A 25,667-nucleotide genomic window follows, 5' to 3' on the forward strand; every position below is an offset into this window, starting at 1 on the left:
AACCAACAATATTGCTCAAGATGTGTTTTTAAATAAACGTCGTGAAATGCGTATAAACCAATAAAATAAAACCCCCACTTAAAAAAAGTGGGGGTTTGTCATTAATCTGAACAGCGCCATAGGCGCTGTTTTTGTTTTATAAGCTGAGAGTTAGCATTGAGAGTTAGCAGTGTTAGTGCCTAACAAAACATTATTTAACTTCTTTACCTTGAGCTTGTAGATCAGCATGGTAACTTGAACGAACTAGTGGGCCACACGCTGCGTGGGTAAAGCCCAGCTCGTCAGCCAAATCTTTTAACTCATCAAATTCTGCTGGCGGTACGTAACGTTCAACCGGCAAATGGAATTTAGATGGTTGTAAGTACTGACCTAAGGTTAGCATTTCCACATCATGGCTACGTAAGTCACGAAGTACTTGTGCAATCTCTTCGTTAGTTTCACCTAACCCCATCATTAAGCCCGATTTAGTCGGTACGTCTGGGTGACGCTCTTTAAATCGCTTCAGCAAATCTAACGACCACTGATAGTTCGCACCTGGACGCGCTTTACGGTAATGCTTAGGCGCAGTCTCAAGGTTATGGTTGAATACATCAGGTGGCTCAGTAGCAATAATGTCTAGCGCAGCATCAATACGACCACGGAAATCAGGTACTAAAATCTCGATTTTGATATGCGGATTTAAAATACGGATTTCACGGATACAATCAGCAAAGTGCTGTGCGCCGCCATCACGCAAATCATCACGGTCAACGGAGGTAATCACCACGTATTTAAGCTTCATGTCTTTGATGGTTTGCGCAAGCTTTTTAGGCTCAGCAGCATCAGGCTTAAGTGGGCGGCCGTGGGCAACGTCACAGAAAGGACAACGACGAGTACAAATAGCACCTAAAATCATAAAGGTCGCTGTACCGTGGTTAAAGCACTCTGCTAGGTTAGGGCAAGATGCTTCTTCACATACTGAATGTAAGCCGTTTTTACGTAAAGCAGACTTAATATCAGTAATACGCTGATTTGAAGCAGGTAACTTAACGCGTAACCAATTTGGCTTGCGCAACATGGTTTCTTTTTCAGAAGGAACCACTTTTACTGGAATACGTGCGACTTTTTCGGCATCACGCAGTTTTACGCCAGGTTGTAATCTTTCAGGCCTATTCATATTATTCTGCTAATCCTTGATGATGTACAAGTTCTTGGTAGCCCAATACTTTGCTTAATGTTTGAATCAGTTTATCGCCAGCTTCTTCAACGGTTTGTGGACCGCCTAACGCTTTGCATTGCACCATTTCCAGTCCCGCATAACCGCAAGGGTTAATACGCTGAAACGGGGCTAAATCCATATCGACATTGAGTGCTAGGCCGTGGAAAGAACAGCCTTTACGAATACGAAGTCCTAGAGAGGCAACTTTACGCTCATCAACATATACCCCTGGGGCATCTGCTTTGGCGTAGGCGTTCACATCGTACATTGCCAGCATATCAACAATACTTTGCTCAATATTGTTCACTAATTGTCTGACACCGAGTTTACCGCGTTTTATGTCGATAAGTGGATAGACAACTAGTTGGCCTGGTCCGTGGTAGGTTACTTGCCCGCCACGGTCGACTTGGATAACTGGGATGTCACCGGGGTTGAGGATATGCTCGCTTTTGCCTGCTTGGCCTTGGGTGAATACGGGCGAGTGTTCAACAATCCACAATTCGTCGTTGCTGTCGCTATCACGATTATCGGTATAAGCCTGCATTGCATGCCACACGGATTCGTAATCTTGACGGCCAAGATGTCTGATATGTAACGCTTGAGTTTGCAAGGGCAACCTCTCCCCTCAAAAAAGATGGCTTATTATACGCACCTAACACCAAAATGACATCAAAGTGTTAGGTTGATCACGTTTTGTTGGTGATTACAGTACGCGGTTTACGCCTTCAATTGCAGCAAGGTCGGTATAAACTTTTTCAATATGCTCTTTGCTGGTGACGGTAATACGGATTGAAACTGCGTAGTAAGTCCCTTTGCTTGAGGCTTTTACAGTCGGTGCATAGTCACCTGGAGCAAGTTGTTGAGCTACAGCGACAATGCGATCAGCAAGGGTATCATCTGCTGTGCCAATGACTTTGAATGGGCAAGAATTCGGAAATTCCATTAGTTCGCCAAAGTTTGTTTCTAACATGTGTTTGCTCTCTGCAGTTGTAATAAGTGCTATCAGTTCTATATGGGGGAATTATACTGTAATACAAGGCCTATAACACAGAGTCTGTGTATTTATCCTTAGCGCAAAAAATTAAAGCTACCCAAAGGTAGCTTTAAATATCTGATTAATTGCGGGTATAGCTTAACTAAACCAACCTTCAAACATTTGCTTAAAGTAATCCATTAACTTACTGAACCAGCTACCTTCGTTAACTTCGTTAAGCGTGACCAGTGGGAACTCTGCAATGTCTTTGCCGTTTAGTTGGAAGAAGATACGACCAACGGTTTCGCCTTTTGCTAAAGGTGCTGTTAGCGGCTTAGTTAGCTCAAAGTTTGCTTCTAAGTTTTTAGCTTGGCCACGGTTGATGGTGATTGGTGTGTCAGTCACTACACCTAAATCAACGGTTTCACGATCGCCGTACCAGATTTTTTGGGTTACGAACGTATCGCCAGCTTTATAAGGAGTAATTGATTCAAAGAATCGGAAACCATAATTAAGCAGTTTTTTGCTTTCAGCTTTACGTGCTGATTCGCTGTTTGTACCCATTACAACCGTAATTAAACGCATACCATCATTAGTGGCTGATGATACTAGGTTATAACCTGCGCCAGATGTATGACCGGTTTTAATGCCGTCAACGTTTAAACTGTTATCCCACAATAAGCCGTTACGGTTGTATTGTTTGATCCCATTAAAAGTGAATGATTTCTCAGAGTAAACACGGTACTCATCTGGTACGTCACGGATTAAGGCTGCGCCTAATAATGCCATGTCGTAAGCGGTAGTTTTGTGATTGTCAGAATCTAAACCATGTGAGTTTTCAAAGTAACTTTGGGTCATACCCAGCTGCTTTGACCATGAGTTCATTAAATCAACGAAGCCGTCTTCGGTCCCTGCAATGTGCTCAGCCATTGCAACACAAGCGTCGTTACCTGATTGGATAATGATGCCGCGGTTAAGATCTTCTACGGTAACTTTTTTACCGACTTCAATAAACATTTTTGAAGAGTCTGGGAAGTTTTTTGACCACGCTTTTTTACTGATGGTCACTTCATCTTCAAGAGAGATATTACCCACTTTTACTTCATGACCAATTACATAGCTGGTCATCATTTTAGTTAAGCTAGCAGGGTTTAGTGATTCGTAGGCATTACTTTCAGCGATAACGCGGCCTGAGTTGTAATCCATTAAAACGTAAGCTTTAGCGGCTACTGTAGGCGCATTAGGCATAACCATGGGTGCGTTGGCTGCTAGAGAAGAAAAAGATACAGATACAGCGGAAAGCAGCAGCAAAGATTTAAGCGGAGTGTTAACAATATTCTTCATTGAGTTGCACATCTCTGGTTAGTCATGAAAGAGGTAAGTCGTTTATAAAATATTTAATTATATTACAGCGAGTTAAATAAAAAGTAGCTAGCTACTTCAACTGATTTACATAGTTAAACGACACAATTAAAAAGATTATATCATTAGTCGACCTCAATTTGGCATTAAGGTTCCTTAACACGTCTACTTAAAGGGGCGAATTAAGTGAGCTAGCCCAAATAACTATCTCGATTAACTATCTCAATTAACTATTTCAATTAACTATCCCAATGAAAAAGTAATCATTTGGTGGTTACTTTTTAGTTGGCGTTCGTAAATAGCTCTGTGGGTAGCCGTCTTGCTTAATTTTCAGCAGCAATTTATTCGCTAAATAACCTTGTCCTATTGGACCCAGCAATAAGCGATAAAACCCATTAGCCGATTCAACAGAAGCTGGGACTTGATACTTAGCTTCAAGCTCTTTTGCGAGCACATTAATTCGAACCTGATCTTTAGAGGCGACCACTTGAATGATGTGAATGCTATCGTCTTTGAGTTCATCCAGCGCCATCGACTCTGGTGATTCTATGTGAATCGTTTCAATATTCACTTTGGCCGTACCACTTCCAAGCATATCGAGCTTGTAAGCGGCAGCATAAGATAAATCGATGATGCGACCTTCATGGAAAGGCCCACGGTCATTCACACGCACTATCACTTGTTTATTATTAGCTTCGTTAGTGACTTTAACGTAACTCGGTAACGGCAAGGTTTTGTGCGCCGCCGACATAGAATACATGTCGTAGGTTTCACCATTTGAGGTTAAATGGCCATGAAACTTTGAGCCGTACCAAGACGCATAACCACTTTGGCTAAAATCTTTGGCGCTTGGCATGACTGTATAAGACTTTCCGCGAACCGTATAAGTTCGTTTATTGCCTTGGCGGCTATATGGCTCGTATTTAGGGTGAGCGTCTTCAACTTTACTGACATCTGGCGCACTTTGAGGCGCACGGTCGTTTTTCATCTGATAACGATCATCTTGGCTGGTAGGTGAGGAGCTTGAACATGCACTAAGCAGTGTTATTAAGCTCAACGTACCAATAGTGATAAGGTTATTTTTCAGTGTCATTGACGAAATACTCAGTTTATTTTGCATTATAAGCAGCTTCTAACTGTTGGCTGAATTGATAAACGGCCATGGCATATAACGGGCTGCGGTTATAACGCGTAATCACATAAAAGTTGTTTAAACCTAACCAGTATTCAGTGGCTTCTGGTTGTTCCAATTTAACCAATAAAGCAGGTTGGGAGGCATCGATATCTTTCGCTTTAGCTAAGCTCAAGGTTGGCGATAAAATGTCACCAACAGTTTGAGTCGGCTTACCTTTCACCCAGACTTTAGCTTTAGGGGCTGTGTCAACGGTATGGTTTAATTCTAATGTGACAGGTGCGCCACGTTGCCAACCATGTTGATGGAAGTAGTTCGCCACACTGCCAATAGCATCTTGTTTATTATTCAGTAAGTCACGACGGCCATCACCACTGAAATCAACGGCGTAATGACGGTAGCTTGATGGAATAAATTGGCCAAAACCCATTGCCCCTGCATAAGAGCCTTTTAGGTTGTCATTATCTAATTGCTCTTCTTTAACCAATGACATTAAGTTGCCAAATTCACTACGGAAAAAGGTCGCTCTTGGTGGGTAATAAAACCCAAGAGTGTATAGCGCATCTTGGACTTTATAGTTGCCCATATAACCACCATAAAAGGTTTCTATACCAATAATCGCGACTATGATTTGCGGGTCGACTTGAAACTTATCTGCCGCTTTTTTGATGGTTTCGGCATTGTCATGCCAAAAAGCTAAGCCTTTTTCTAAGCGTTTATCCGTTAGAAAAATAGGATAGTACTGATGCCAAGGCTTGGCTTCCCAAGGTTTAGATATAGCATCTAATACGGCTTGGTTATGATTGGCTGTGGTGAGAAACTCAGTGACTTCCTGTTCTGAAAAGCCTTTGCTCACTTGCTCAGTAATAAATGCTTGTTTAAGTGCCGTGACTTCTGGGCTGTCTGCTGAGTCTATCTCGGTTGCTTGAATACTTGAGCAACTAAGTAATAAGGCTAAACCCGCAGCAAATGTTGTTTTAAAATGCATTAACAATCCTTTTGTTATCTTGGTATCTTCAGTCTGGCTTTTCAGCCGATAATTGAATATACAGGGCAAAACTTAACGGTCTATGAAACGTCTATGGGTATGAATACTCATTAATATTCCAAAACCTATCATCAAGGTCATCATGGAAGTACCACCATAACTGACCAAAGGCAGCGGTACACCAACAACTGGTAATAAGCCTGATACCATACCAATATTAACGAAGATATAAACGAAGAAAGTCAGCGTAATACTGCCTGCAAGTAAACGAGCAAAACTGGTTTGCGCCCGTGATGCAATAACTAACCCACGGCCAATAATATACATGTATAAGGCCAGTAATATTAAACTACCAATTAAACCAAACTCTTCACCGATCACCGCAAAAATAAAGTCTGTGTGTCTTTCAGGCAAAAACTCTAACTGAGATTGCGAGCCTTGTAGCCAACCTTTACCCCATAAACCGCCTGAGCCAATCGCGATTTTGGATTGGATAATATGGTATCCCGCGCCCAATGGGTCGCGCTCAGGGTCGAACAAGGTCATTACTCGAGTTCGCTGGTAATCATGCATCAAGAAGAACCATAAAATTGGCAGTAATGCGAGAACTGCAGCAACACAACTGCCAACAATCACCCAGCTCATTCCTGATAGAAACAACACGAATACACCTGATGCAGCGACTAGAATTGAGGTGCCTAAATCAGGTTGCTTTGCAATTAACAGTGTTGGAATTAATAGAATGACTAAACCGCCAGCAAGGTAACGCTTTTTAGGCGGCAGTGGAAACTTACTAATGTACCAAGCCATGGTAATAGGGAAGGCGAGTTTGATTAGCTCAGACGGCTGAAACTCCATAAACCCAAGGTTTAACCAGCGCTGTGCTCCTTTGTTGATGGTGCCAAAAAAGTGCACCCCAAGAAGCAAAATGATGCCAGCAATGTAAATAGGCAGTGCCCATCGCCGCAGTATTTCTGGGTTGATTTGTGCAAATACAAACATCACACACAGCGACAAGCTTAAACGAACGAGTTGTCTTTCCATCATCGCAGCATCTTCGCCGCTGGCAGAGTAAATGACGAATAGACCAAATACCATTAGCGCCAATAAGCCTAATAATAACGGCAAGTCTATGTGTAGCTTTTGCCAAATGTTCTTTTTATGGGGGTGGTGAGATGTATTCATTCTGCCACCAACCATTCGTCACGTAACATATATTCATCCAATAAGGCGCGGGCAACGGGGCCTGCATTAACACCACCCCAACCTGCATTTTCTAGCACAACAGCTAATACAATTTTAGGGTTTTCGTATGGTGCGTAAGCAATGATTAATGCGTTATCTTTTAAGTGTTCAGCAACGGTTTCCGAATCATACTTGGCATCTTGTGCCACACTGAATACCTGTGCTGTACCGGTTTTCATTGCCGCAGTGTAACTGGCATCGGTAAAGCGAGATTTATCGGCTGTGCGGCGCATAGCTTCGTTGATAATTTCCCAGTTGTTTTCATCGTTAAGGGTTATTGGCTCTCTTTCATCGATTGGGCTATCGATTTTAGCGGTTTCATCTTTGAATGATTTCAGCAAATGCGGCGTAAAGCGCTGGCCACGATTAGCTAGAATGGTGGCCGCATTAGTAAGCTGTAAAGGCGTACTTGTCCAATAGCCTTGTCCAATACCCACCGAGATAGTATCGCCGATATACCAAGGTTGGTTATAGCGCATACGTTTCCAATCTTTAGAAGGCATGATGCCGTTGGCTTCTTCGTAAATGTCGATCCCCGTTGGTTCACCAAAACCAAATTTAGACATGAACTCAGCCATTTTATCGACACCGACTTTGTAAGCGAGGTCATAAAAAAAGGTGTCACATGAGTCCATTATTGAACTATAAACATCAACCCAGCCATGACCCCAGCGTTTCCAATCTCGATACTTTCGTTCAACGTTAGGAATTTGCCAAAACCCTGGATCCCAAATGCGCGTTTTTTCGGTAATGGTTTTTTCTTCCAGCCCTAACAAGGCAACGTGGGGTTTAATGGTTGAAGCAGGAGAGTATTGGCCTTGAGTCGCACGGTTAATAAGCGGCCTAGATTTATCATTTAACAGCGCGCTGTAAGCCTTCGAGCTTATACCATGTACGAATAAGTTAGGATCGTAACTCGGACTTGATACCATAGCCAATACGCCACCATCTTGTGGATCGATTGCCACCACTGAACCTCGGCGACCATTCAGTAACTCCATGGCTTTTTGTTGAAGCTTTAAATCTAAGGTCAAGTAAATGTCTTGGCCTGGTGTCGGTGGCGTAGCTTTAAGCGTTCTGATGACGCGGCCACGGTTATTGACTTCTTCTTCTAAATGTCCCGGTTTGCCGAGCAATAGGCTTTCATAAAACTTTTCAATGCCTTGCTTACCAATATCATTGGTTGCAGCGTAATTCTTCCACTGGCCAGACTTTTCAAGCGAAGTTTTGTCTCGGGTATTAATTTTACCCACATAACCCAATACATGAGTCATCAAACCTTCATAAGGGTAATGACGTTTAAGTCCTGCTTCGACTCTAAAACCTGGAAATTGGTGTTGATTGACGCTAAAAGTCGCGACCTGTTCTTCGGTTAAACGCGACTTGATTGTTAACGGCTTAAAGCGGCGATGGTAGCGAAGTCTTTCGGTGATGGCCTCACGTTCATCTGCGCTTAATTCAATATATTCGTTGAGTTTATCTAGTGAAGCGGTAATGTCTTGTGCTTTTTCAGGGATAAGTTCAAGGGTATAAAAAGGTTGGTTTTCAGCTAAAAGCTGACCATGTCTGTCGTAAATCAGCCCACGACTTGGGGCAACTGGGACAACACGGATACGGTTATCGTTAGAGCGAGTTTCATAATCTTGATATGAGACGACTTGCAACTGATACAAGTTGGAAAGCAATAAACTGATTAAGATAAACACGCACAGGAAAGTGAACAAAGCACGACGTTTGAATAGCGACGCCTCGGCAGCGTGGTCGTGCATGGCAATGCGCTTTTTTGGCGACACTTAAGCTATCTCCGATAGGGTTCAGGCTGAAAAATTCAGAATAGCTATATTAGCTGAATTAACTTCACTTTTACCAGAGGTTTACCAATAAGGATTATTCTCTGTGGTAGGGGTGGTTGTTATTTATGCTCCATGCTCGATAAAGGCTTTCTGCAACCAAAACTCGAACTAATGGATGGGGTAGCGTGAGCGCTGATAAACACCAACTTTGACTAGCGGCAGCTTTGCAATCTGGAGCAAGACCTTCAGGACCGCCAATCAATAAACTGACATCGCGGCCATCAAGTTGCCATTTACTGAGTTGCTGAGCAAGCTGGGGCGTTTCCCAGTTCTTGCCAGGCAAATCTAGGCTTACAATGTGATTGCCTTTGGGCACTGCTGCTAGCATAAGTTCGCCTTCTTTTTGAAGAATGCGTGCTATATCAGCATTTTTACCGCGCTTTCCTGCTGGGATCTCGATGAGTTCTAGCGCCATATCTCGAGGAAATCGGCGTTGGTACTCTTCAAACCCGCGGGTTACCCAATCTGGCATCTTAGTGCCAACAGCAATCAGTTGTAACTTCATTAGGCGTCGTTTTCAGTCCATAGCTTTTCTAGGTCATAAAACTCACGTGTTTGCTGCTGCATTACGTGTAAGATTACGCCACCTAAATCAACCAGAACCCATTCGCTGCTATCACGGCCTTCAACACCTAAAGGTTGGTTGCCAGCAGTTTTAGCTTCAACAATCATGTTTTCGGCGATTGCACGAACATGAGTTTTTGATGTACCTGAACAAATTACCATGTAATCAGTAATGTGTGATTGGTTTGCCACGTCTAATACCACAACGTCTTTGGCTTTTAGGTCGTCAATTTTATCGACAACAAAATCTTTTAATTCCGTGCTCTGCACGTCACTTACCTCAATATGTAAAAATAACGGAGCATTATACGCAAAATACCCATGCTAGCGCAATTGAAGCCGTGTTCAATTAAGCATCTAAAATCGGTTTTACTTAATTTGGTACAGATGATGTTCGAAAATGTACTCTTGGATCACATTTGGCAACATATGAGAGACTTCTGCAACGTTTGACGTTTTTGAAGTTGGAGTGAAGCCAAAACTCTTTTGTCCATTTTGATTGAGGATATGTCGAATTTCAGTTGATGAGATGTCTTGTAAATTTACGTCGACAGGAAAAATTTTACCTGTCTTTGCCGACGCTGAAACAGCTATGTTTTGTTCGAGTATTGCTGCCATCGGACTGGTTTTATCTAATTGCCAGCCCGGGCGCTGGCATACAACGACATTGCATAATTTCAATATCGACTGCCATTGGTACCATGATTGAAATTGGATAAAGGAGTCAGTCCCCATGATGAAGTAAAACTGGTGCTGTGGATATTGCTTAGTAAGTAGCTGCAAGGTTGTTGCTGTGTAGGAGGGTGTATCACGATTTATTTCAATATCGCACACTTCAAATTCATCATATTGCTGACAAATCAGTTGAGTCATTGCGAGTCGATGCTGGCTGCTGACTTGGGTCGTTTGTTTGTGGGGGGGAATATGATTTGGCATTAACCAGACTTTATCGAGCCCAAGGCGTTGCTTAACTTCTAAAGCTGGTTTGATATGGCCAAAGTGAATGGGGTCAAAGGTGCCACCGAGTAAACCTATTTTCATGTCTGCAGTTCTATATGGGCTAGACGTCGGTGCGCATTAGGATCAAACAACAAACATAAATGGCTCATAGCAGTCCAATCTTCGATGCCATGTTGCTTAAGGTTCATTTCCATTTTTGATGCGAATGCTAGCATGTGTTCGATTTGGCTAAGGGTCAAACGTGTTAATGCCGCTTGGTATAAAGGCTTACGTTTATCCCAAATACGGTGTTGCTGCCACAGGCTGTTAAGTTGTGCGCCTTGCTCAACGGCAGTTTTAAGGCTTAATAGTACGTTTAACTCTTTAAACAGTGCCCACATCAAAATAGGCATAGCAGTGCCTTCGCCCTTGAGCTGCACTATCATATGTTGGGCATGTTTTTGATGATTGCCCAGTAACGCATCGGTCAGTTGAAATACCGTAAAGCGTGATTGGTCTTCAAAGTAATCGGTTAAATGGTCACTATGAATGGGCTCATTGGGGCTTAATAATTGTAATAACTGTAATGCTTGCTCTGCAGCTAACAAGTTACCTTCAAACAAGTTAAACAGCATGGCTTTCGCATCTATCTGCACGTGTAACTTGTAATGACTGATACGGTTATCTAACCAACGCTGAAACTGCTTACCTTCTGGCGTGGTACAGGGTAAATAAATACCAGCGGCATCAAGGGTTTTAAACCACTTACTTTTAGTTTCGGCTGAAAGCTTAGGGCCATGAATTAACAAGATGATGTCTGGGTTTGGGTTTTGCATCATTGAAATAAATGCAGCAGAACCTTCGGCGCCAGGTTTAGCTTGGGGTAAGGTCAGCTCGATAATGCGACGGCTGGCAAATAAGCTCATTGATTGCCATTCTTGAATTAAATCATTCCAGCTAAAGCCAGTTTCTTGAGTTAAATGAACACGTTCATCAAAGCCATGTTTTTTTGCGGCCACTAAGATTTGGCTTTTACAGTTCTCAATAAGCCAAGGATCATCACCGAATAAAAGGTAACAACCTTGAGGACTTTTAAGGTGTTGGCCTAGTTGATCAGGATAAACCCGCATCAATTCACCTCGATTGAGGCCAGAGTTTGAATAATATTGTCAGCTGCTTGTATGCGCATTTCTTTTACCAACATATCCATTTCACGGCTTTTAGCCAGTGCTGTACGAGGATCGTCTTGGTAATCACGACGAATTTCAGTTTGGAATGACTGTGGCTCTGATCCTGGTAAGGTCACTGAATAATTGACCAGATAAATAAGCTCGTACTCTGCAACGTTACCCGTTGGGTATAAAGACAAAGTGGCACGTTCAAGAGAGTCATTAACCAGTCTTAAAGTCGCTGTGGTATCAGATGCAGGGACTGTAGAAATAGCGTGAATTCGTAATCGATCGTTAACCAAACGAGAAAGTTCACTGTATTGATCGTTAGTGCTTAAGTGTAACTCTTCAAGCTCTGCTGGTATTGAATAACTGCGTTGTAATTTAAAGCCGCAACCTGCAGTGGTTAGAATAACCAGCGCCATCATTGCCAAGCTAATGCGTTTTATTAGCATCACTGTTATTGGCATCCTTTTACTTAAGTTTTAAATTGAAATTAATTGCTTTTGCAACCCTGAGAATAGATTACAGGGAAATAAGTAAGGTTGCTAATTAATAGCAACCTTACAGTTTACTTAAGCAATTTGTTGAGCATTAATCATTACCTTAAAGATAATGATAAATACATCAGTACCGTTTACTTAGCAACGATATTTAATAGCTTACCAGGAACGTAAATCACTTTACGTACTGTTACACCATCAACAAACTTCTGCACGTTTTCATCGGCTAAACCGAGCGCTTCAACTTCTTCTTTAGAAGCATCTGCAGCAACAGTGATTTTAGCGCGAAGTTTACCGTTTACTTGAACGATGATGAGCTTGCTGTCTTCAACCAATGCTGATTCATCAACCGTTGGCCATAAGCTATCTTCGATATCTGTCGTGTTACCTAATGCAGTCCACAAACTAAAGCTAGTGTGCGGAATGATTGGGTAAAGTAAACGCGTTACGGCAGTTAATGCTTCTTGCATCAGGGCACGGTCTTGCTCGTTGGCAGACGGCGCTTTTTGCAATTTGTTCATTAATTCCATGATTGCAGCAATCGCAGTGTTGAACATTTGACGACGCTCAATGTCATCGCTGACTTTTGCAATGGTTTTATGTAGTTCACGGCGTAGTGCTTTTTGATTGTTGTCTAGTGCTTTAGGGTCTAATGCAACCACTTCGCCTTGGGCAACATGATCATGTGCAGTTTTCCAGAAACGCTTAATGAAACGGTGCGCACCTTCAACACTTGATTCTTGCCATTCAAGCGTTAATTCAGGCGGCGCTGCAAACATCATGAATAAACGTACGGTGTCTGCACCATATTTATCAACCATTTCTTGTGGGTCAATACCGTTATTCTTAGACTTAGACATTTTGCTCATGCCAGTGTAAACCACTTCATGACCTTCATTGTCTACTGCTTTGACTACACGGCCTTTGTCATCTGTTTCTTGAACAGTCACATCAGCAGGTGAAACCCAAACACGTGCGCCTTTCTCGTTGTTATAGTAATAAGCATCAGCTAGAACCATACCTTGAGTTAATAAGCGTTTTGCAGGTTCATCAGAGTCAACTAAACCAATATCACGTAGCAACTTATGGAAGAAGCGGAAGTACAGTAAGTGCATACAAGCATGCTCAATACCACCAATGTATTGATCCACTGGCAACCAGTAGTTTGCTTTAGCAGGATCAAGCATTTGATCTGCGTGCGGGCTACAGTAACGCGCGTAGTACCAAGAAGATTCCATAAAGGTATCAAACGTATCTGTTTCGCGAAGAGCGCTCTGACCGTTAACTTCGGTTTTAGCCCATTCTTTGTCTGCTTTGATTGGGCTTTGAATACCATCCATGACCACATCTTCAGGTAGGATAACCGGAAGTTGTTCAGCTGGAGTTGGCATAACAGTACCGTCTTCAAGGGTCACCATTGGAATTGGCGCGCCCCAGTAACGCTGACGAGATACCCCCCAGTCACGTAGACGGAAGTTTACTTGGCGCTTACCTTTGCCTTCAGCAGTCAGTTTGGCGTCAATGGCATCAAATGCTGCTTGGAAGTCAAGACCATCGAATTCAGCAGAGTTAAATAGCACACCTTTATCGGTATATGCTGCTTCACTGATGTCTACTTCGCTGTCAGCTGGCTTAATCACAGCTTCAATAGCTAAGTTGTATTTCTTCGCGAACTCGTAGTCACGTTGATCGTGAGCAGGTACAGACATGACTGCGCCAGTACCGTAGTTCATTAATACAAAGTTACCTACCCAAATTGGCACTTCTTTTCCAGTCAGTGGGTGAACGGCATTAAGACCAGTAGCAACACCTTTCTTTTCCATTACAGCCATAGCGGCTTCGGTAGTATCAACGTTTTTACATTCTTCGATGAATGCCGCTAACTCAGGGTTGTTCTTGGCAGCTTGCTCAGCTAATGGATGACCACTTGCAATAGCAACATACGTGACGCCCATAACAGTATCTGGACGAGTGGTATAGATATCAAACGTGTCGTCGCTACCGGCAACATTAAAGGTCATTTCAATACCTTCACTGCGGCCAATCCAGTTACGTTGCATAGACTTAACCTGCTCAGGCCATTCGTCTAGCTTATCGATGTCATTTAACAGCTCTTCAGCGTAATCGGTGATTTTGATGAACCACTGAGGAATTTCTTTTTGAACCACCTCAGTGTCACAGCGCCAGCAGCAACCGTCTTGTACTTGCTCATTGGCGAGTACTGTTTCATCGTTTGGACACCAGTTTACTGACGCAGTCTTTTTGTAGACTAAGCCTTTTTCGTAAAGCTGAGTGAAGAACCATTGTTCCCACTGGTAGTACTCTGGCGTACATGTGGCGATTTCACGGCTCCAATCATAACCAAAACCTAATAACTTAAGTTGGTTCTTCATGTAGTCGATATTTTCGTATGTCCACGGTGCTGGGGCAGTCTTATTATTGATTGCCGCATTTTCAGCAGGTAGGCCGAATGAGTCCCAACCAATAGGTTGTAATACATTTTTACCTTGCAAACGTTGGTAACGAGCAACAACATCACCTATGGTGTAGTTACGGACGTGTCCCATGTGAAGTCGGCCAGATGGATAAGGGAACATAGAGAGACAGTAAAATTTCTCTTTGTTTTCATCTTCTGTTACTTCGAAGGTTTTTTTGTCTTCCCAGTGCTTTTGCACTAGGGCTTCAATTTCTGAGGGATTATATTGCTCTTGCATCAACTATTCCGGCCTATGCCGCCCATTGTTTGATCTAACGCTAAAAAGCGCGAGTGAGATCTGCATAGAATAAACTAGAAGTGATGCATTAAAAAGGTTCAGATGAAGGAGTATTTTTTATGAGTGGACGAAGTTCAGCGTTATTAGCGCTTTATCACACGCTTTTCGAGCAAGTTAAGCAGCTTTATGATGAAGATAACTCATTGACTGCAAAGGGGCTTTTTGCATCGGTTACCCAGTGTAAAGATTATTTGCAATTGAAGTCAGAAGCGAAAGCAGAAGAGCTCGCTTTAGTAGAAGAATTTTTAAAGCGTGACATTGCAAGTTACCTAAAAGACGAAAATGCCGATAATCTCAGTTATAGCCCAACTGTGATTACCTTAGAAAACACCCTTTGGCATTGGTTAGGTGAAATTACTGACCGCAGCCAAGTTGAGTGGCATGAAATCGCCCAAGACTTTAAACATAAAGGTTTCTACATGGCTGGTGAGGTGATTAACCAAGGTAAAGTGATTTGTACTGAATGTAATCATGAAATGAATATTGAGTTTCCGAGCTTAATTCCTGATTGCCCTCAATGTGACAATGAAATGTTTACCCGAGAAGCGCTAACGCCATAAAGTGCAGCTTATTCCAAACAAATAACAGCCAGGTTTTAGAGATTGTTTGAGAAAGCAACTATGCTAGCTGACTTAAGTGGCATAGTGTTTTATGGCTTAATTTTATGAAAGAGTGATTTATGGACAAATATTTTATGGATTAAGTGTGTTAAAAGAGCATATTAGCAACCCGTGGTACTAACTTCGTATGTTGGCGGGTTAGTTTCGCTACTGGCCTGAGTGTACAAAAAATAACAGTTGTCATTACGCACTTCACCATCGTCATCCAGATCATAACCAATATAAGTTTCAGGTGCGCCTCGGTATTGGATTTCCCAATCGTCCATCGACACAATCCATTTTTCGATATCAGTATTATCAAGATAGCCGTTTATTAAACGGGTATTGAAACTGCCATCGCCTTCTAAATCGATATCGGTTAAATCATCACGACCTGAGACACTTCGGGTAGAAATACTGGTCATTTGCGTGCGGGCATAAACGAGGGTATTAGCTGCTTTAACGCTGCTTTGTAATTGTGATAATGCGTTAATACGGGCTTCAGTGGCAAAATTGATGAACTTCGGTGCAGCAATAATGGCTATGATGGTCAAAATGATAATGACCACCACAAGCTCTATTAAGGTAAAACCTTGATTAAATCGTTTCAAACTCAATTACGTTGGCCTTTTTTCCAAAGAATGATTTGTTGAATTAACCCTATCAAAAACAATAAACCACAGAGAAGTAGTAATGGCGTTTGGCCAATATGTTTAAACCAAGTTTCACCGTCGTATAAAGGTATATCGGCAACGAGTACCCCTTCTTGAAATTGAGGGATTTGATGCGTTATACGGCCATGTATATCGACGACGGCAGTGACGCCATTGTTGGTTGCTCGAACCAATGGACGGCCTAATTCAATTGAGCGCATTTGGGCTATTTCCATGTGTTGCAATGGACCAATTGAATCGCCAAACCAAGCGTCATTTGAAACCGTTAACAGTAAATCAGTCTCTTTATCAACATTAGCACGCAATTGTTCAGGAAACACAATTTCGTAGCACAATGCAGGGGCAATTTGATAGCCCATGGCATTTAAGTTTTGCTGCTGGAAAGCTCCGCGAGCAAAAGAGGACATCGGTAAATTAAAAAATGGCGCTAAGGGTCTTAACAGGCTTTCAAAGGGAACAAATTCGCCAATAGGCAGTAGGTGATGTTTCTTGTAATCATTAATGCCATTGCCTTGATAGTCACCTTGGGGCTGCACTGATTCATCTGCATTACCCAGCACAATAAGCGAGTTATAAAATTCTTGCTGCTGTAGACTGATAATACCTGTGATGATGGCGCTGTCATTCATGTTCGCCACTTTGTCGGTGTTATGTAAAAAGTCACCCACCATTGACTCTGGCGCGGGCACTGCAGCTTCTGGCCAAACAACGATATCAGCATCAAAATTTGGACGACTTAGGTCCATATATTTTAGCAGTGTTGGCCATAGTGCATCTGGCTCCCACTTCATGCTTTGTTCGATATTTCCCTGAACTAAAGCGACCTTTACAGTTTCGCCGCGCGGGGTAATGTCAGAAATTAAAGGTGCAACCACAGTCGCCAAGATAATTGAGGCTGTGATGACTGCAGCGCTAATAAAGCGTTTCTTTAACACTAAAACGATGCTGCCACAAAACAGAGCGATGAGATAACTTAATCCTAGCGCGCCAATAACACTGCCAAGTTCAGAAATCGGTCCTTGGGTTTGACTGTAGCCAGCCCACAGCCAAGGAAATCCTGTTAATACCCAACCACGCATCCACTCGGTTAGCACCCAAAGAGCAGGGAATAAACCAAGATATTGGAAGGCGCTATGCCAGTGTTTAAAGTGGGGGAATTGACTGAGCTTAGCGGTGAGGTAACCCGCTAAAGCAGGATAAAGGGCTAAATATAATGCTAACAAGCCCATCAGTCCCATTGACACAATTAGCGGTAACCCGCCAAAAGTATCAATGCTGACATGTACCCAGCTGATGCCAAATGCAAAACAACCAAAACCGAAACTTAGCCAATGAAAGAAGTTCTCTTTCGGGGTTAAGTGTCGGCTTTGATAGAGCACAAATATCATTGCCGCAGGGTAAAACGCCCAAATTGCGTAAGGAGCAAAGGCGAGAGTAGTACTTGCGCCCGCAGCAAAAGCCGTCACCATCTTTATCAGTGATGACTTAGTGATATTGAGTTTTTTAAGCACAGTGTTAGTCGTCGTTATCTTCTTGAAGTTTAGGATCAGGTAACTTAACACTCAGTTGAATCAAACGTCTTGTATCAGCGTTAGTGACTTTAAATTCGATATTATCGATTAGGACACTTTCGTTACGCTCTGGTAAATGACCAAAGGCGTGTGACACTAAGCCGCCAACAGTATCAAATTCTTCATCGCTGAAGTTGGTACCACAAGCTTCGTTAAATTCATCAATAGGTGTACGTGCTTTAATCATAAACACGGTGTTACTGATCTTTTTGATTTCCGTATCTTCTACTGAGCTATGGTCGAACTCATCTTCAATTTCACCGACGATTTCTTCCAAGATATCTTCAATAGTAACAAGACCGGATACCCCACCATATTCATCGACCACGATGGCCATATGATATCGCTGGGAGCGGAATTCTTTGAGTAGCACATCGACGCGTTTGCTTTCTGGGACGACTACAGCAGGTCTAATAACTTGATGTAGCGAGAAAGGTTGGTCTGATTGCTTGAAGCCATACTTCAGTAAGTCTTTTGCAAGCAAAATACCTTCGATATGGTCTTTGTCTTCGTTTACTACAGGGAAACGAGAGTGAGCTGACTCGATTACTGTTTCTAGTAATTCTTCAACGGTACTGTCGATTTGTAGTGTGACTATTTGGCTACGAGGGATCATGATATCGCGAACGCGTAATCCTGATACTTCTAATACGCCATTCATCATTTCGCGAGTATCTTCAGTAATTAAGTCGCGCTCTTCAGCGCCCGCAATTACTTCAACAAGATCTTCGCGATTTTGAGGTTCGCCCTGAAACAACTGACCTATTTTGTCAATCCAGTTTTTTTTACGGGCGTTGGTACTCGGTGGGATGTCGTCACTCATAATATTTTACTAAATCATTGGAAGCATGTTCATGCAATCCTTTGACTTATTTATGCTTCCTTATACGGATTTGAAAAACCTAAGCCTTCAATGAGTTGAGTCTCTAATGACTCCATTTCGTCAGCTTCGTTGTCGATAATATGGTCATAACCTAGCAAATGCAAGCAGCCGTGTATAACCATGTGGGCCCAATGTGCAACAAGGGGCTTATTCTGTTGTTTTGCTTCGAGTTCTACGACTTCAGCAGCAATGATTAAATCACCTAAAAGTGGTAATTCGATTCCTGGTGGCGCCTCGAATGGAAATGATAAAACATTGGTCGGTTTATCTTTTCCGCGGTAAGTATGGTTAAGCTGCTGACTTTCGCTATTTTCAACAATACGAATGGTCAGTTCAGCGGTATCCATAGTGTTACCTAGTGCTGTTTTAACCCATAACTCAAACTCTTGCTCCGTTGGGAGTTGTTGTGGGTCATCTACAGCAATTTGTAAATCTAAGTCTAAATCGAGCTTTGAATTTAACTTTGAATTTAACTTTGAATTTAGCTTAGCGTCCACATTGGCGTTAATTGTCATTATTAATGACTCCCACAGCTGTGACGTCGTCATTGCTCATTTGTTCATTAAATGCGTTTTGACGCTGCTTATATTGACGCTCTTTTTCTGCTTTTATGGCGCTTTCTTTGGAATCAAAGGCTTCATAAGCTTCAACAATGCGCGCGACAATCGGATGACGTACAACATCTTGAGACATAAAGAAGTTAAAGCTGATGTCATTAACCTCGCTGAGCACTTCAATCGCTTGACGCAATCCCGACTTTTGACTGCGAGGCAAATCGATTTGAGTGATGTCACCAGTTATGACAGCTCTAGAGTTAAAACCTATACGAGTCAGGAACATTTTCATTTGTTCGACCGTGGTGTTTTGGCTTTCATCTAAAATAACAAAGGCATCATTTAACGTTCGGCCACGCATGTATGCCAGCGGGGCGATTTCAATGATGTTGCGCTCTAGTAGTTTTTCAACTTTCTCAAAGCCGAGCATTTCAAACAATGCATCATAAAGTGGACGTAAATACGGGTCGACTTTTTGGCTTAAATCACCCGGTAAGAAACCGAGCTTTTCACCCGCTTCAACCGCAGGGCGAGTTAATAAAATACGTCTTACTTCTTGGCGCTCCAAAGCATCCACAGCAGCTGCTACGGCTAAGAAGGTTTTACCCGTACCAGCAGGTCCAATACCGAAGGTGATGTCATGTTTGGCAATATTAGCCACATAATTTGCTTGGTTTGGATTACGTGGCTTAATAATACCGCGCTTGGTTTTAATGTGCAGGGTGTCGTCTTCAGCAGAAGATTCAGCTTCAAGATTAATGACTTCTTGAATGGCTAAATGCACTCGTTCAGGCTCAAGATCAGGCGTACTGCCTTTAATGGTCTGAGTCTCAATGTAGAGTTGCTTGAGTAAATTGTTGACGTTAAATGTATTACGAGGCAAACCAACAATTTTGAAGTGGTTGTTCTTGTGAACAATCTCAACACCTAAACGGCGTTCAAGTTGCTTAATGTTGTCATCATAAGGACCACATAATGAGGCTATTCTTCGAGTCTCAGCAGGCTCGAGATACAAATTCATGGTTGTAACTTTAGTGGACAAAAATATAGCTCCAAAAACGATATGTTAATTAACAACGTGTGTTGCTCTTAAAATACCACGGTATTAAGGCAAAAGCACAATAAAGGCGGCTTATAGCCGCCTTTATTAACTAAAATTTATCACTGATTTTAATCTTTAGTTAGGAGTAAACTGAGTTACACCTAGATCATCATCAGTTTTATGTTTAGCTAAAATATCTGACGGACGTAAGCTGCGGCGTAAATCCATTTCATCTTCAGCGCGAACAAATACGCCACGAAGTGAGTTGGTATATACATCGACGATTTCAACGTCAACAAATCCGCCGATGCTCTTAGGGTTACCTTCGAAATTCACCACGCGGTTATTTTCAGTACGACCACGAAGCTCCATTGGATTCTTTACAGAAGGACCTTCGACTAAAATACGCTGCACAGTCCCTAACATTTGACGGCTATAACGCATCGCTTGTTGGGTAATACGGTCTTGTAAAATCGCCAAACGCTGCTTCTTTTCTTCCATTGAAACATCATCAGGCAAGTCCGCTGCAGGTGTACCTGGGCGAGCACTGTAAATAAAGCTAAAGCTGTGATCGAAGCTTACATCTTCAATTAACTTCATGGTGTCTTCAAAGTCAGCTTTGCTTTCGCCTGGGAAGCCAATAATAAAGTCAGAGCTGATATGAATATCAGGACGAGCTTTACGTAAACGACGAATAATTGATTTGTACTCAATCGCCATATGGCCACGTTTCATATTGGTTAGGATGCGATCAGAACCCGACTGAACCGGTAAGTGCAAGAAGCTCACTAACTCTGGCGTGTCTTCATAAACATCAATGATGTCTTGTGAAAACTCAATAGGGTGACTGGTAGTGAAACGGATGCGGTCAATACCATCAATTGAAGCAACTAAGCGAATGAGTTCAGCAAATGTGCAGATTTCATCATCGTGTGTTGGACCGCGGAATGCGTTGACGTTTTGACCTAAAAGGTTAACTTCACGTACGCCTTGCTCAGCGAGTTGAGCGATTTCTAAAATCACATCATCTACTGGACGGCTAACTTCTTCACCACGAGTATAAGGTACAACACAGAATGAGCAGTATTTACTGCAACCTTCCATAATTGACACGAATGCCGATGGACCATCAGCTTTTGGCTCTGGTAAACGGTCAAACTTTTCAATTTCAGGGAAGCTCACATCAATAACTGCTTTGTCGCCGTTATTAATTTGGGTGATCATTTCTGGCAAACGGTGCAAGGTTTGTGGACCAAAGATGATGTCGACACATTGGGCGCGCTCTTTAATCGCTTTACCTTCTTGTGAAGCAACACAGCCACCAACACCGATGACTAAATTAGGATTTTTATCTTTTAAGGTTTTCCAGCGTCCAAGCTGATGAAACACTTTTTCCTGTGCTTTTTCACGAATCGAGCATGTGTTAAGCAGCAGTACGTCTGCTTCTTCAGCATTCTCAGTCAAGGTGTAACCTTGATAGTCGTCTAGCAAGTCAGCCATTTTAGATGAATCATACTCATTCATCTGACAGCCCCAGGTTTTTATGTGTAGTTTTTTACTCATCAGATACGCCGTTCTATATACCACAGAAAAATAGCCGCATATTTTAACTGCACAAAGGCTCGCTGGCTAGCCTTTGTGCACATCTAGTGAGCTTTATTCTGAAAAGCTTAATACCCCTATTTTTTCAGGGTATTTATTTGAGTTGGCTAACTCGTTTGATTGATTAGCAAAAAAGCCTAATTGCTTGGCCATTAGTTGATTATTTTGACGTGCTTGAGTCATCAGGTTTTGTTGAAGTTCATCTGCATGGTAATCAAATGACACTAAATGATTCGCTTCTTGGATTGAAAATCCAAAATCTTTGGCCATTGCCACGTTATCTTGGCGTGCTTGAGCAATTATTTTTTGGGGTAGCTCTCGATTAAAGCGTGTGAGTATTTCCGTGGTTTGTTGATATAAGGCATAATCAAACGCAGAACGGTAAATCACTGTGATAGTTTCCATTGGTTTCATTTGCGCTTGTGAAGCAACTGAAAATAATGCAGTAAAGGCCAGAAAACCAGTAACAACAACTTGAGTCATTCTTTTAGCTTTGGAAGCTAAAGAGACTGTCGAATTTGTGGTGCTAATTTTTGTAGAATGTACGACCGTGCAATGACTAGACATAGTATCCTCTCTTACCTTGGCATGACGGATTTGCTGCAAGGTGTTTCCATTAGACAGTTTGAGTATAAGAAGAGGTTTACTGGTTAATATGTCACCATTGTAAGCAGGTGTTGCTCAAAGATGACCTAGTAACATATCGACACGATTAGGCTATTATAGACACATTTGTACATATTTTGACCGCTAGAGCTAATTGCTAATAATAAGTACAAAGTGCGATGAGAAGGGTTCAATAATGCAAGATGAAGTAAATCAAGCTGACCAAGATAAAACAATCCACCATGATGTCGTGATTGTAGGGGGAGGTATGGTTGGCGCTGCAGTGGCAGTTGGTTTAGGTCAACTAGGGCTTAATGTCGCTATGATAGAAGCGCAACAACCTATAGCTTACGAGCCCGAGCAAGCATTAGACCTTCGTGTTTCTGCAATTAGTGTCGCCTCTGAGCAGTTACTTGAGCGCCTAGGCGTGATGGACGAGTTACTTACGTTACGCCATGTAGCCTATAAAGGCTTAGAAACCTGGGAAATGGAAGATTGCATTACCCAGTTTCATGCAGATCAAATTGATGAACCGCATTTAGGTTATTTTTTTGAAAATCGACTAATTCAACTTTGTTTATGGCAGCAAATCTACACCATGGACAATATCACTATTTATTGTCCTGATAGCGTCAGTGCTTTTGAGCGTATAAGCTCAAATGGCCAACAACAAATAAAAGTGACTTTGCAATCTGGCGTAGCATTGAGCGCCACTTTATTAGTTGGCGCAGATGGGGCTAACTCACAAGTGAGGCAATGGGCTGGCATTGGAATTACGGGATGGGATTACGCGCAATCGGCCATGCTAATTAATGTTGCTACTGCCACAGAGCAACAAGATGTCACTTGGCAGCAATTTACGCCAGCAGGTCCGCGCTCTTTATTGCCCCTTCCTGGCAACAATGCTTCACTCGTTTGGTATGACAGTCGCAGCCGTATTAAACAATTAATGCAATTGAATCATCAACAATTAGCTGAGCAAATTCGACAACATTTTCCAAACCGTTTAGACAGTGACTTTACTGTAATAGACCGTGGCAGCTTCCCATTAACCCGTCGTCACGCGCAATCCTATTGCCAAGATAATGTGGTGATATTAGGTGATGCAGCCCACACGATTAATCCACTTGCTGGCCAAGGGGTTAATATTGGTTTTAAAGATGTGGATGTCCTCATCGCAACCATTGCAGATGCCGTTGGTAACGACCGCCCATGGTGGACACAAAGCACCTTAAAGCAATACCAATGTAAACGTTATAGCGATAACTTATTAATGATGTCTGCCATGGATGCATTCTATGCTGGGTTCAGTAATGATTTATTACCGATGAAGTTATTACGTAATGGCATGTTAAAACTGGCAAATCACGATAATCCCATCAAAAAGAAAGTCCTCAAATACGCCTTAGGCTTAGCGTGAAACAGATATTCTGACTATAAATGATGCAGGGTATTTGTTGAGTTCAGTTTTGAGTGTTAAAATGCCGCGCTTTAGCGCCTTCAGATCATATTTGATGTTTTATATTTGAATGATTTGGAGTCAGCGCGGTCATATTATTCGCTAAAAATGAGTGCTAATGAGTCAAATTAAACTGATTGTAGGTCTTGCCAATCCAGGTGCTGAATACGCCCAAACTCGCCATAATGCGGGTGCATGGTATGTTCAAGAGTTAGCCCGATTATGCGGCGCCACTTTAGTGCCCGACAGTAAGTATTTTGGTTTAACTGCCAGAGTCACCATTGACGGTAAAGACGTACGATTATTGATCCCAACCACTTTTATGAACTTAAGTGGTAAGTCTGTGGGGGCGTTAGCCAATTTCTTTCGAATTACCCCAGAAGAGATATTAGTCGCTCATGATGAGCTCGATATGGAACCTGGTGTTGCTAAATTCAAACTCGGCGGCGGTCATGGTGGTCATAACGGCTTAAAAGACATTATTGCGAAAATGGCCAATGACAAAGGCTTTCACCGTCTACGGATAGGTATTGGTCATCCTGGCGACAAAAACCGTGTCAGCGGTTATGTGTTAGGCAAAGCGCCAGCTAGCGAACAAGAAAAGATGGACGCAGTGATTGATGAAGCTGTGCGTTCAACTGAGATTTTATTTAAGCAAGACATGGCGAAAGCGATGAACAGATTACATACTTTTAAAGCGGTTTAAATTTTACTCCCTATATAAGTAGTAAAATTATTCGTTTCAAAATAACTATTGATATTCACTGCTTCAGTTTTGATGCAGTTCAACATATATAAAGGTAACAAATATGGGTTTTAAATGCGGCATTGTTGGTTTGCCAAACGTAGGTAAGTCAACACTATTTAATGCATTAACAGAAGCAGGAATTGAAGCAGCTAACTTCCCGTTTTGTACCATTGAGCCTAACACTGGTGTTGTTCCAGTGCCGGATTCACGTCTAGACAAGTTAGCAGCAATTGTTAACCCTGAGCGCATTCTACCTACAACAATGGAATTTGTTGATATTGCAGGTTTGGTTGCAGGTGCATCTAAAGGTGAAGGTCTAGGTAATAAATTCCTTGCTAACATTCGTGAAACTGATGCGATTGGTCATGTTGTACGTTGTTTTGAAGATCCAAACATTGTTCACGTTGCTAACAAGGTAGATCCTGCTGGCGACATAGAAGTAATTAACACTGAACTAGCGTTAGCTGACTTAGATAGCCTAGAGCGTGCTATTTTCCGTCAACAGAAACGTGCTAAAGGCGGCGACCAAGAAGCGAAGTTTGAAGTTGAAGTTCTTGAAAAAATGCGCCCAACTCTAGATGAAGGCCAAATGCTGCGTTCATTAGAGTTAAGCAAAGAAGAGATTGCAGCAGTTGCATACCTTAACTTCTTAACACTGAAACCAACGATGTACATTGCTAACGTTGCTGAAGATGGCTTTGAAGATAACCCGCATTTAGATGCTGTTAAAGCCATTGCTGAGACTGAAAATGCCGTTGTTGTCGCTGTTTGCGCCGCAATTGAATCAGAACTTGCTGAAATGGACGCTGAAGACCGTATAGAGTTTATGGCTGATCTTGGCCTTGAAGAGTCTGGTCTTGATCGCGTGATCCGTGCTGGTTACGATTTATTAGATTTACAAACTTACTTTACTGCAGGCGTAAAAGAAGTTCGCGCTTGGACTGTTTCAGTAGGCGCGAGTGCACCACAAGCTGCTGGTGTGATCCATACTGACTTTGAACGTGGCTTTATTCGTGCTCAAGTAATGAGCTATGATGACTTTATTGAGTTTAAAGGTGAAGCTGGCGCTAAAGATGCGGGTAAATTACGCGTTGAAGGTAAAGGTTATATCGTTAAAGATGGCGATGTAATGCATTTCCTATTTAACGTTTAATCGGTATTTTCAAACTATAATAGTCTGAAGATCACCGATAAAGAGTATTGAGGTTAACTTTATTAGGATATTTTGT

General features: G+C 42.2%; 25 protein-coding genes. 4 read left to right on the top strand and 21 right to left on the bottom strand.

Annotated features, from left to right (window positions below; genetic code table 11):
• Positions 1–190 precede the first annotated feature (190 nt).
• The 14 genes from lipA to leuS form a co-directional block, all read right to left on the bottom strand.
• Positions 191–1,156: a lipoyl synthase gene (gene lipA, locus L2735_RS14865; RefSeq protein WP_248985466.1), complete on the bottom strand. Its 966-nt coding sequence runs from the start codon at positions 1,154–1,156 to the stop codon at positions 191–193.
• 1 nt (position 1,157) lies between these two features.
• Entirely contained in the window at positions 1,158–1,808 is a 651-nt protein-coding gene (gene lipB, locus L2735_RS14870; RefSeq protein WP_248985467.1) for a lipoyl(octanoyl) transferase LipB, read from the bottom strand.
• Positions 1,809–1,901: 93 nt separating this feature from the next.
• Positions 1,902–2,168 (bottom strand): DUF493 family protein YbeD, encoded by a 267-nt coding sequence (ybeD, locus tag L2735_RS14875; RefSeq protein WP_248985468.1) that lies wholly within the window; start codon positions 2,166–2,168, stop codon positions 1,902–1,904.
• 162 nt (positions 2,169–2,330) lie between these two features.
• The gene (locus L2735_RS14880) at positions 2,331–3,515 is read right to left on the bottom strand and encodes a serine hydrolase (RefSeq protein ID WP_248985469.1); all 1,185 of its coding nucleotides are present in this window, start codon (positions 3,513–3,515) and stop codon (positions 2,331–2,333) included.
• 292 nt (positions 3,516–3,807) lie between these two features.
• The gene (locus L2735_RS14885) at positions 3,808–4,626 is read right to left on the bottom strand and encodes a septal ring lytic transglycosylase RlpA family protein (RefSeq protein ID WP_248985535.1); all 819 of its coding nucleotides are present in this window, start codon (positions 4,624–4,626) and stop codon (positions 3,808–3,810) included.
• A 16-nt stretch (positions 4,627–4,642) separates the two neighbouring features.
• Positions 4,643–5,653: a lytic murein transglycosylase B gene (gene mltB / locus L2735_RS14890; RefSeq protein ID WP_248985470.1), complete on the bottom strand. Its 1,011-nt coding sequence runs from the start codon at positions 5,651–5,653 to the stop codon at positions 4,643–4,645.
• A gap of 72 nt (positions 5,654–5,725) precedes the next feature.
• A complete protein-coding gene (gene rodA, locus L2735_RS14895) occupies positions 5,726–6,838 on the bottom strand; it encodes a rod shape-determining protein RodA (RefSeq protein ID WP_248985471.1) in 1,113 nt (370 codons plus the stop codon).
• Entirely contained in the window at positions 6,835–8,691 is a 1,857-nt protein-coding gene (gene mrdA / locus L2735_RS14900) for a penicillin-binding protein 2 (RefSeq protein ID WP_248985472.1), read from the bottom strand. The genes rodA and mrdA overlap by 4 nt, the downstream gene beginning before the upstream one ends.
• Before the next feature lie 94 nt (positions 8,692–8,785).
• A complete protein-coding gene (gene rlmH / locus L2735_RS14905) occupies positions 8,786–9,256 on the bottom strand; it encodes a 23S rRNA (pseudouridine(1915)-N(3))-methyltransferase RlmH (protein ID WP_055025767.1) in 471 nt (156 codons plus the stop codon).
• Complete coding sequence (rsfS, locus tag L2735_RS14910; RefSeq protein WP_102528089.1) at positions 9,256–9,585, bottom strand: ribosome silencing factor; 330 nt, start codon at positions 9,583–9,585, stop codon at positions 9,256–9,258. Before rsfS ends, rlmH begins: the two co-directional genes overlap by 1 nt.
• Positions 9,586–9,684: 99 nt before the next feature.
• Complete coding sequence (gene nadD, locus L2735_RS14915; RefSeq protein WP_248985473.1) at positions 9,685–10,356, bottom strand: nicotinate (nicotinamide) nucleotide adenylyltransferase; 672 nt, start codon at positions 10,354–10,356, stop codon at positions 9,685–9,687.
• Complete coding sequence (holA, locus tag L2735_RS14920) at positions 10,353–11,384, bottom strand: DNA polymerase III subunit delta (protein ID WP_248985474.1); 1,032 nt, start codon at positions 11,382–11,384, stop codon at positions 10,353–10,355. The genes nadD and holA overlap by 4 nt, the downstream gene beginning before the upstream one ends.
• The gene (locus L2735_RS14925; RefSeq protein ID WP_248985536.1) at positions 11,384–11,878 is read right to left on the bottom strand and encodes an LPS-assembly lipoprotein LptE; all 495 of its coding nucleotides are present in this window, start codon (positions 11,876–11,878) and stop codon (positions 11,384–11,386) included. Before L2735_RS14925 ends, holA begins: the two co-directional genes overlap by 1 nt.
• Positions 11,879–12,060: 182 nt before the next feature.
• Complete coding sequence (leuS, locus tag L2735_RS14930; RefSeq protein WP_248985475.1) at positions 12,061–14,640, bottom strand: leucine--tRNA ligase; 2,580 nt, start codon at positions 14,638–14,640, stop codon at positions 12,061–12,063.
• Positions 14,641–14,759: 119 nt separating this feature from the next.
• Between leuS and L2735_RS14935 the strand changes: the two genes are divergently transcribed.
• A complete protein-coding gene (locus L2735_RS14935; RefSeq protein WP_248985476.1) occupies positions 14,760–15,260 on the top strand; it encodes a zinc ribbon-containing protein in 501 nt (166 codons plus the stop codon).
• A 161-nt stretch (positions 15,261–15,421) separates the two neighbouring features.
• Here L2735_RS14935 and L2735_RS14940 read toward each other — a convergent pair whose 3' ends face one another.
• The 7 genes from L2735_RS14940 to L2735_RS14970 all read right to left on the bottom strand — a co-directional run bounded on the left by L2735_RS14940 (position 15,422) and on the right by L2735_RS14970 (position 22,231).
• Complete coding sequence (locus L2735_RS14940; RefSeq protein WP_283104659.1) at positions 15,422–15,916, bottom strand: prepilin-type N-terminal cleavage/methylation domain-containing protein; 495 nt, start codon at positions 15,914–15,916, stop codon at positions 15,422–15,424.
• Positions 15,913–17,442, bottom strand: a complete 1,530-nt coding sequence (lnt, locus tag L2735_RS14945; RefSeq protein WP_248985538.1) for an apolipoprotein N-acyltransferase — start codon at positions 17,440–17,442, stop codon at positions 15,913–15,915. Before lnt ends, L2735_RS14940 begins: the two co-directional genes overlap by 4 nt.
• A gap of 46 nt (positions 17,443–17,488) precedes the next feature.
• Positions 17,489–18,367 carry a CNNM family magnesium/cobalt transport protein CorC gene (corC, locus tag L2735_RS14950; RefSeq protein ID WP_248985477.1) on the bottom strand — a complete coding sequence of 293 codons (879 nt, stop codon included), beginning with the start codon at positions 18,365–18,367 and terminating at the stop codon, positions 17,489–17,491.
• Positions 18,368–18,417: 50 nt separating this feature from the next.
• Positions 18,418–18,942: an rRNA maturation RNase YbeY gene (gene ybeY, locus L2735_RS14955; protein ID WP_248985478.1), complete on the bottom strand. Its 525-nt coding sequence runs from the start codon at positions 18,940–18,942 to the stop codon at positions 18,418–18,420.
• Positions 18,932–20,023: a PhoH family protein gene (locus L2735_RS14960; protein ID WP_248985479.1), complete on the bottom strand. Its 1,092-nt coding sequence runs from the start codon at positions 20,021–20,023 to the stop codon at positions 18,932–18,934. Before L2735_RS14960 ends, ybeY begins: the two co-directional genes overlap by 11 nt.
• A 135-nt stretch (positions 20,024–20,158) precedes the next feature.
• A complete protein-coding gene (miaB, locus tag L2735_RS14965) occupies positions 20,159–21,586 on the bottom strand; it encodes a tRNA (N6-isopentenyl adenosine(37)-C2)-methylthiotransferase MiaB (protein WP_248985480.1) in 1,428 nt (475 codons plus the stop codon).
• 93 nt (positions 21,587–21,679) lie between these two features.
• Positions 21,680–22,231, bottom strand: a complete 552-nt coding sequence (locus L2735_RS14970; protein WP_248985481.1) for a hypothetical protein — start codon at positions 22,229–22,231, stop codon at positions 21,680–21,682.
• A gap of 196 nt (positions 22,232–22,427) precedes the next feature.
• On the opposite strand from L2735_RS14970, the gene L2735_RS14975 reads away from it, so the two are divergent.
• The 3 genes from L2735_RS14975 to ychF all read left to right on the top strand — a co-directional run bounded on the left by L2735_RS14975 (position 22,428) and on the right by ychF (position 25,591).
• Complete coding sequence (locus L2735_RS14975; protein WP_248985482.1) at positions 22,428–23,651, top strand: FAD-dependent monooxygenase; 1,224 nt, start codon at positions 22,428–22,430, stop codon at positions 23,649–23,651.
• Between the two features lie 157 nt (positions 23,652–23,808).
• Positions 23,809–24,396: an aminoacyl-tRNA hydrolase gene (pth, locus tag L2735_RS14980; protein ID WP_102528076.1), complete on the top strand. Its 588-nt coding sequence runs from the start codon at positions 23,809–23,811 to the stop codon at positions 24,394–24,396.
• 103 nt (positions 24,397–24,499) lie between these two features.
• Complete coding sequence (gene ychF / locus L2735_RS14985; protein WP_248985483.1) at positions 24,500–25,591, top strand: redox-regulated ATPase YchF; 1,092 nt, start codon at positions 24,500–24,502, stop codon at positions 25,589–25,591.
• Positions 25,592–25,667 lie beyond the last annotated feature (76 nt).

This window comes from Shewanella olleyana (assembly GCF_023283825.1).
GTDB classification, from domain to species: Bacteria; Pseudomonadota; Gammaproteobacteria; order Enterobacterales; family Shewanellaceae; genus Shewanella; species Shewanella olleyana.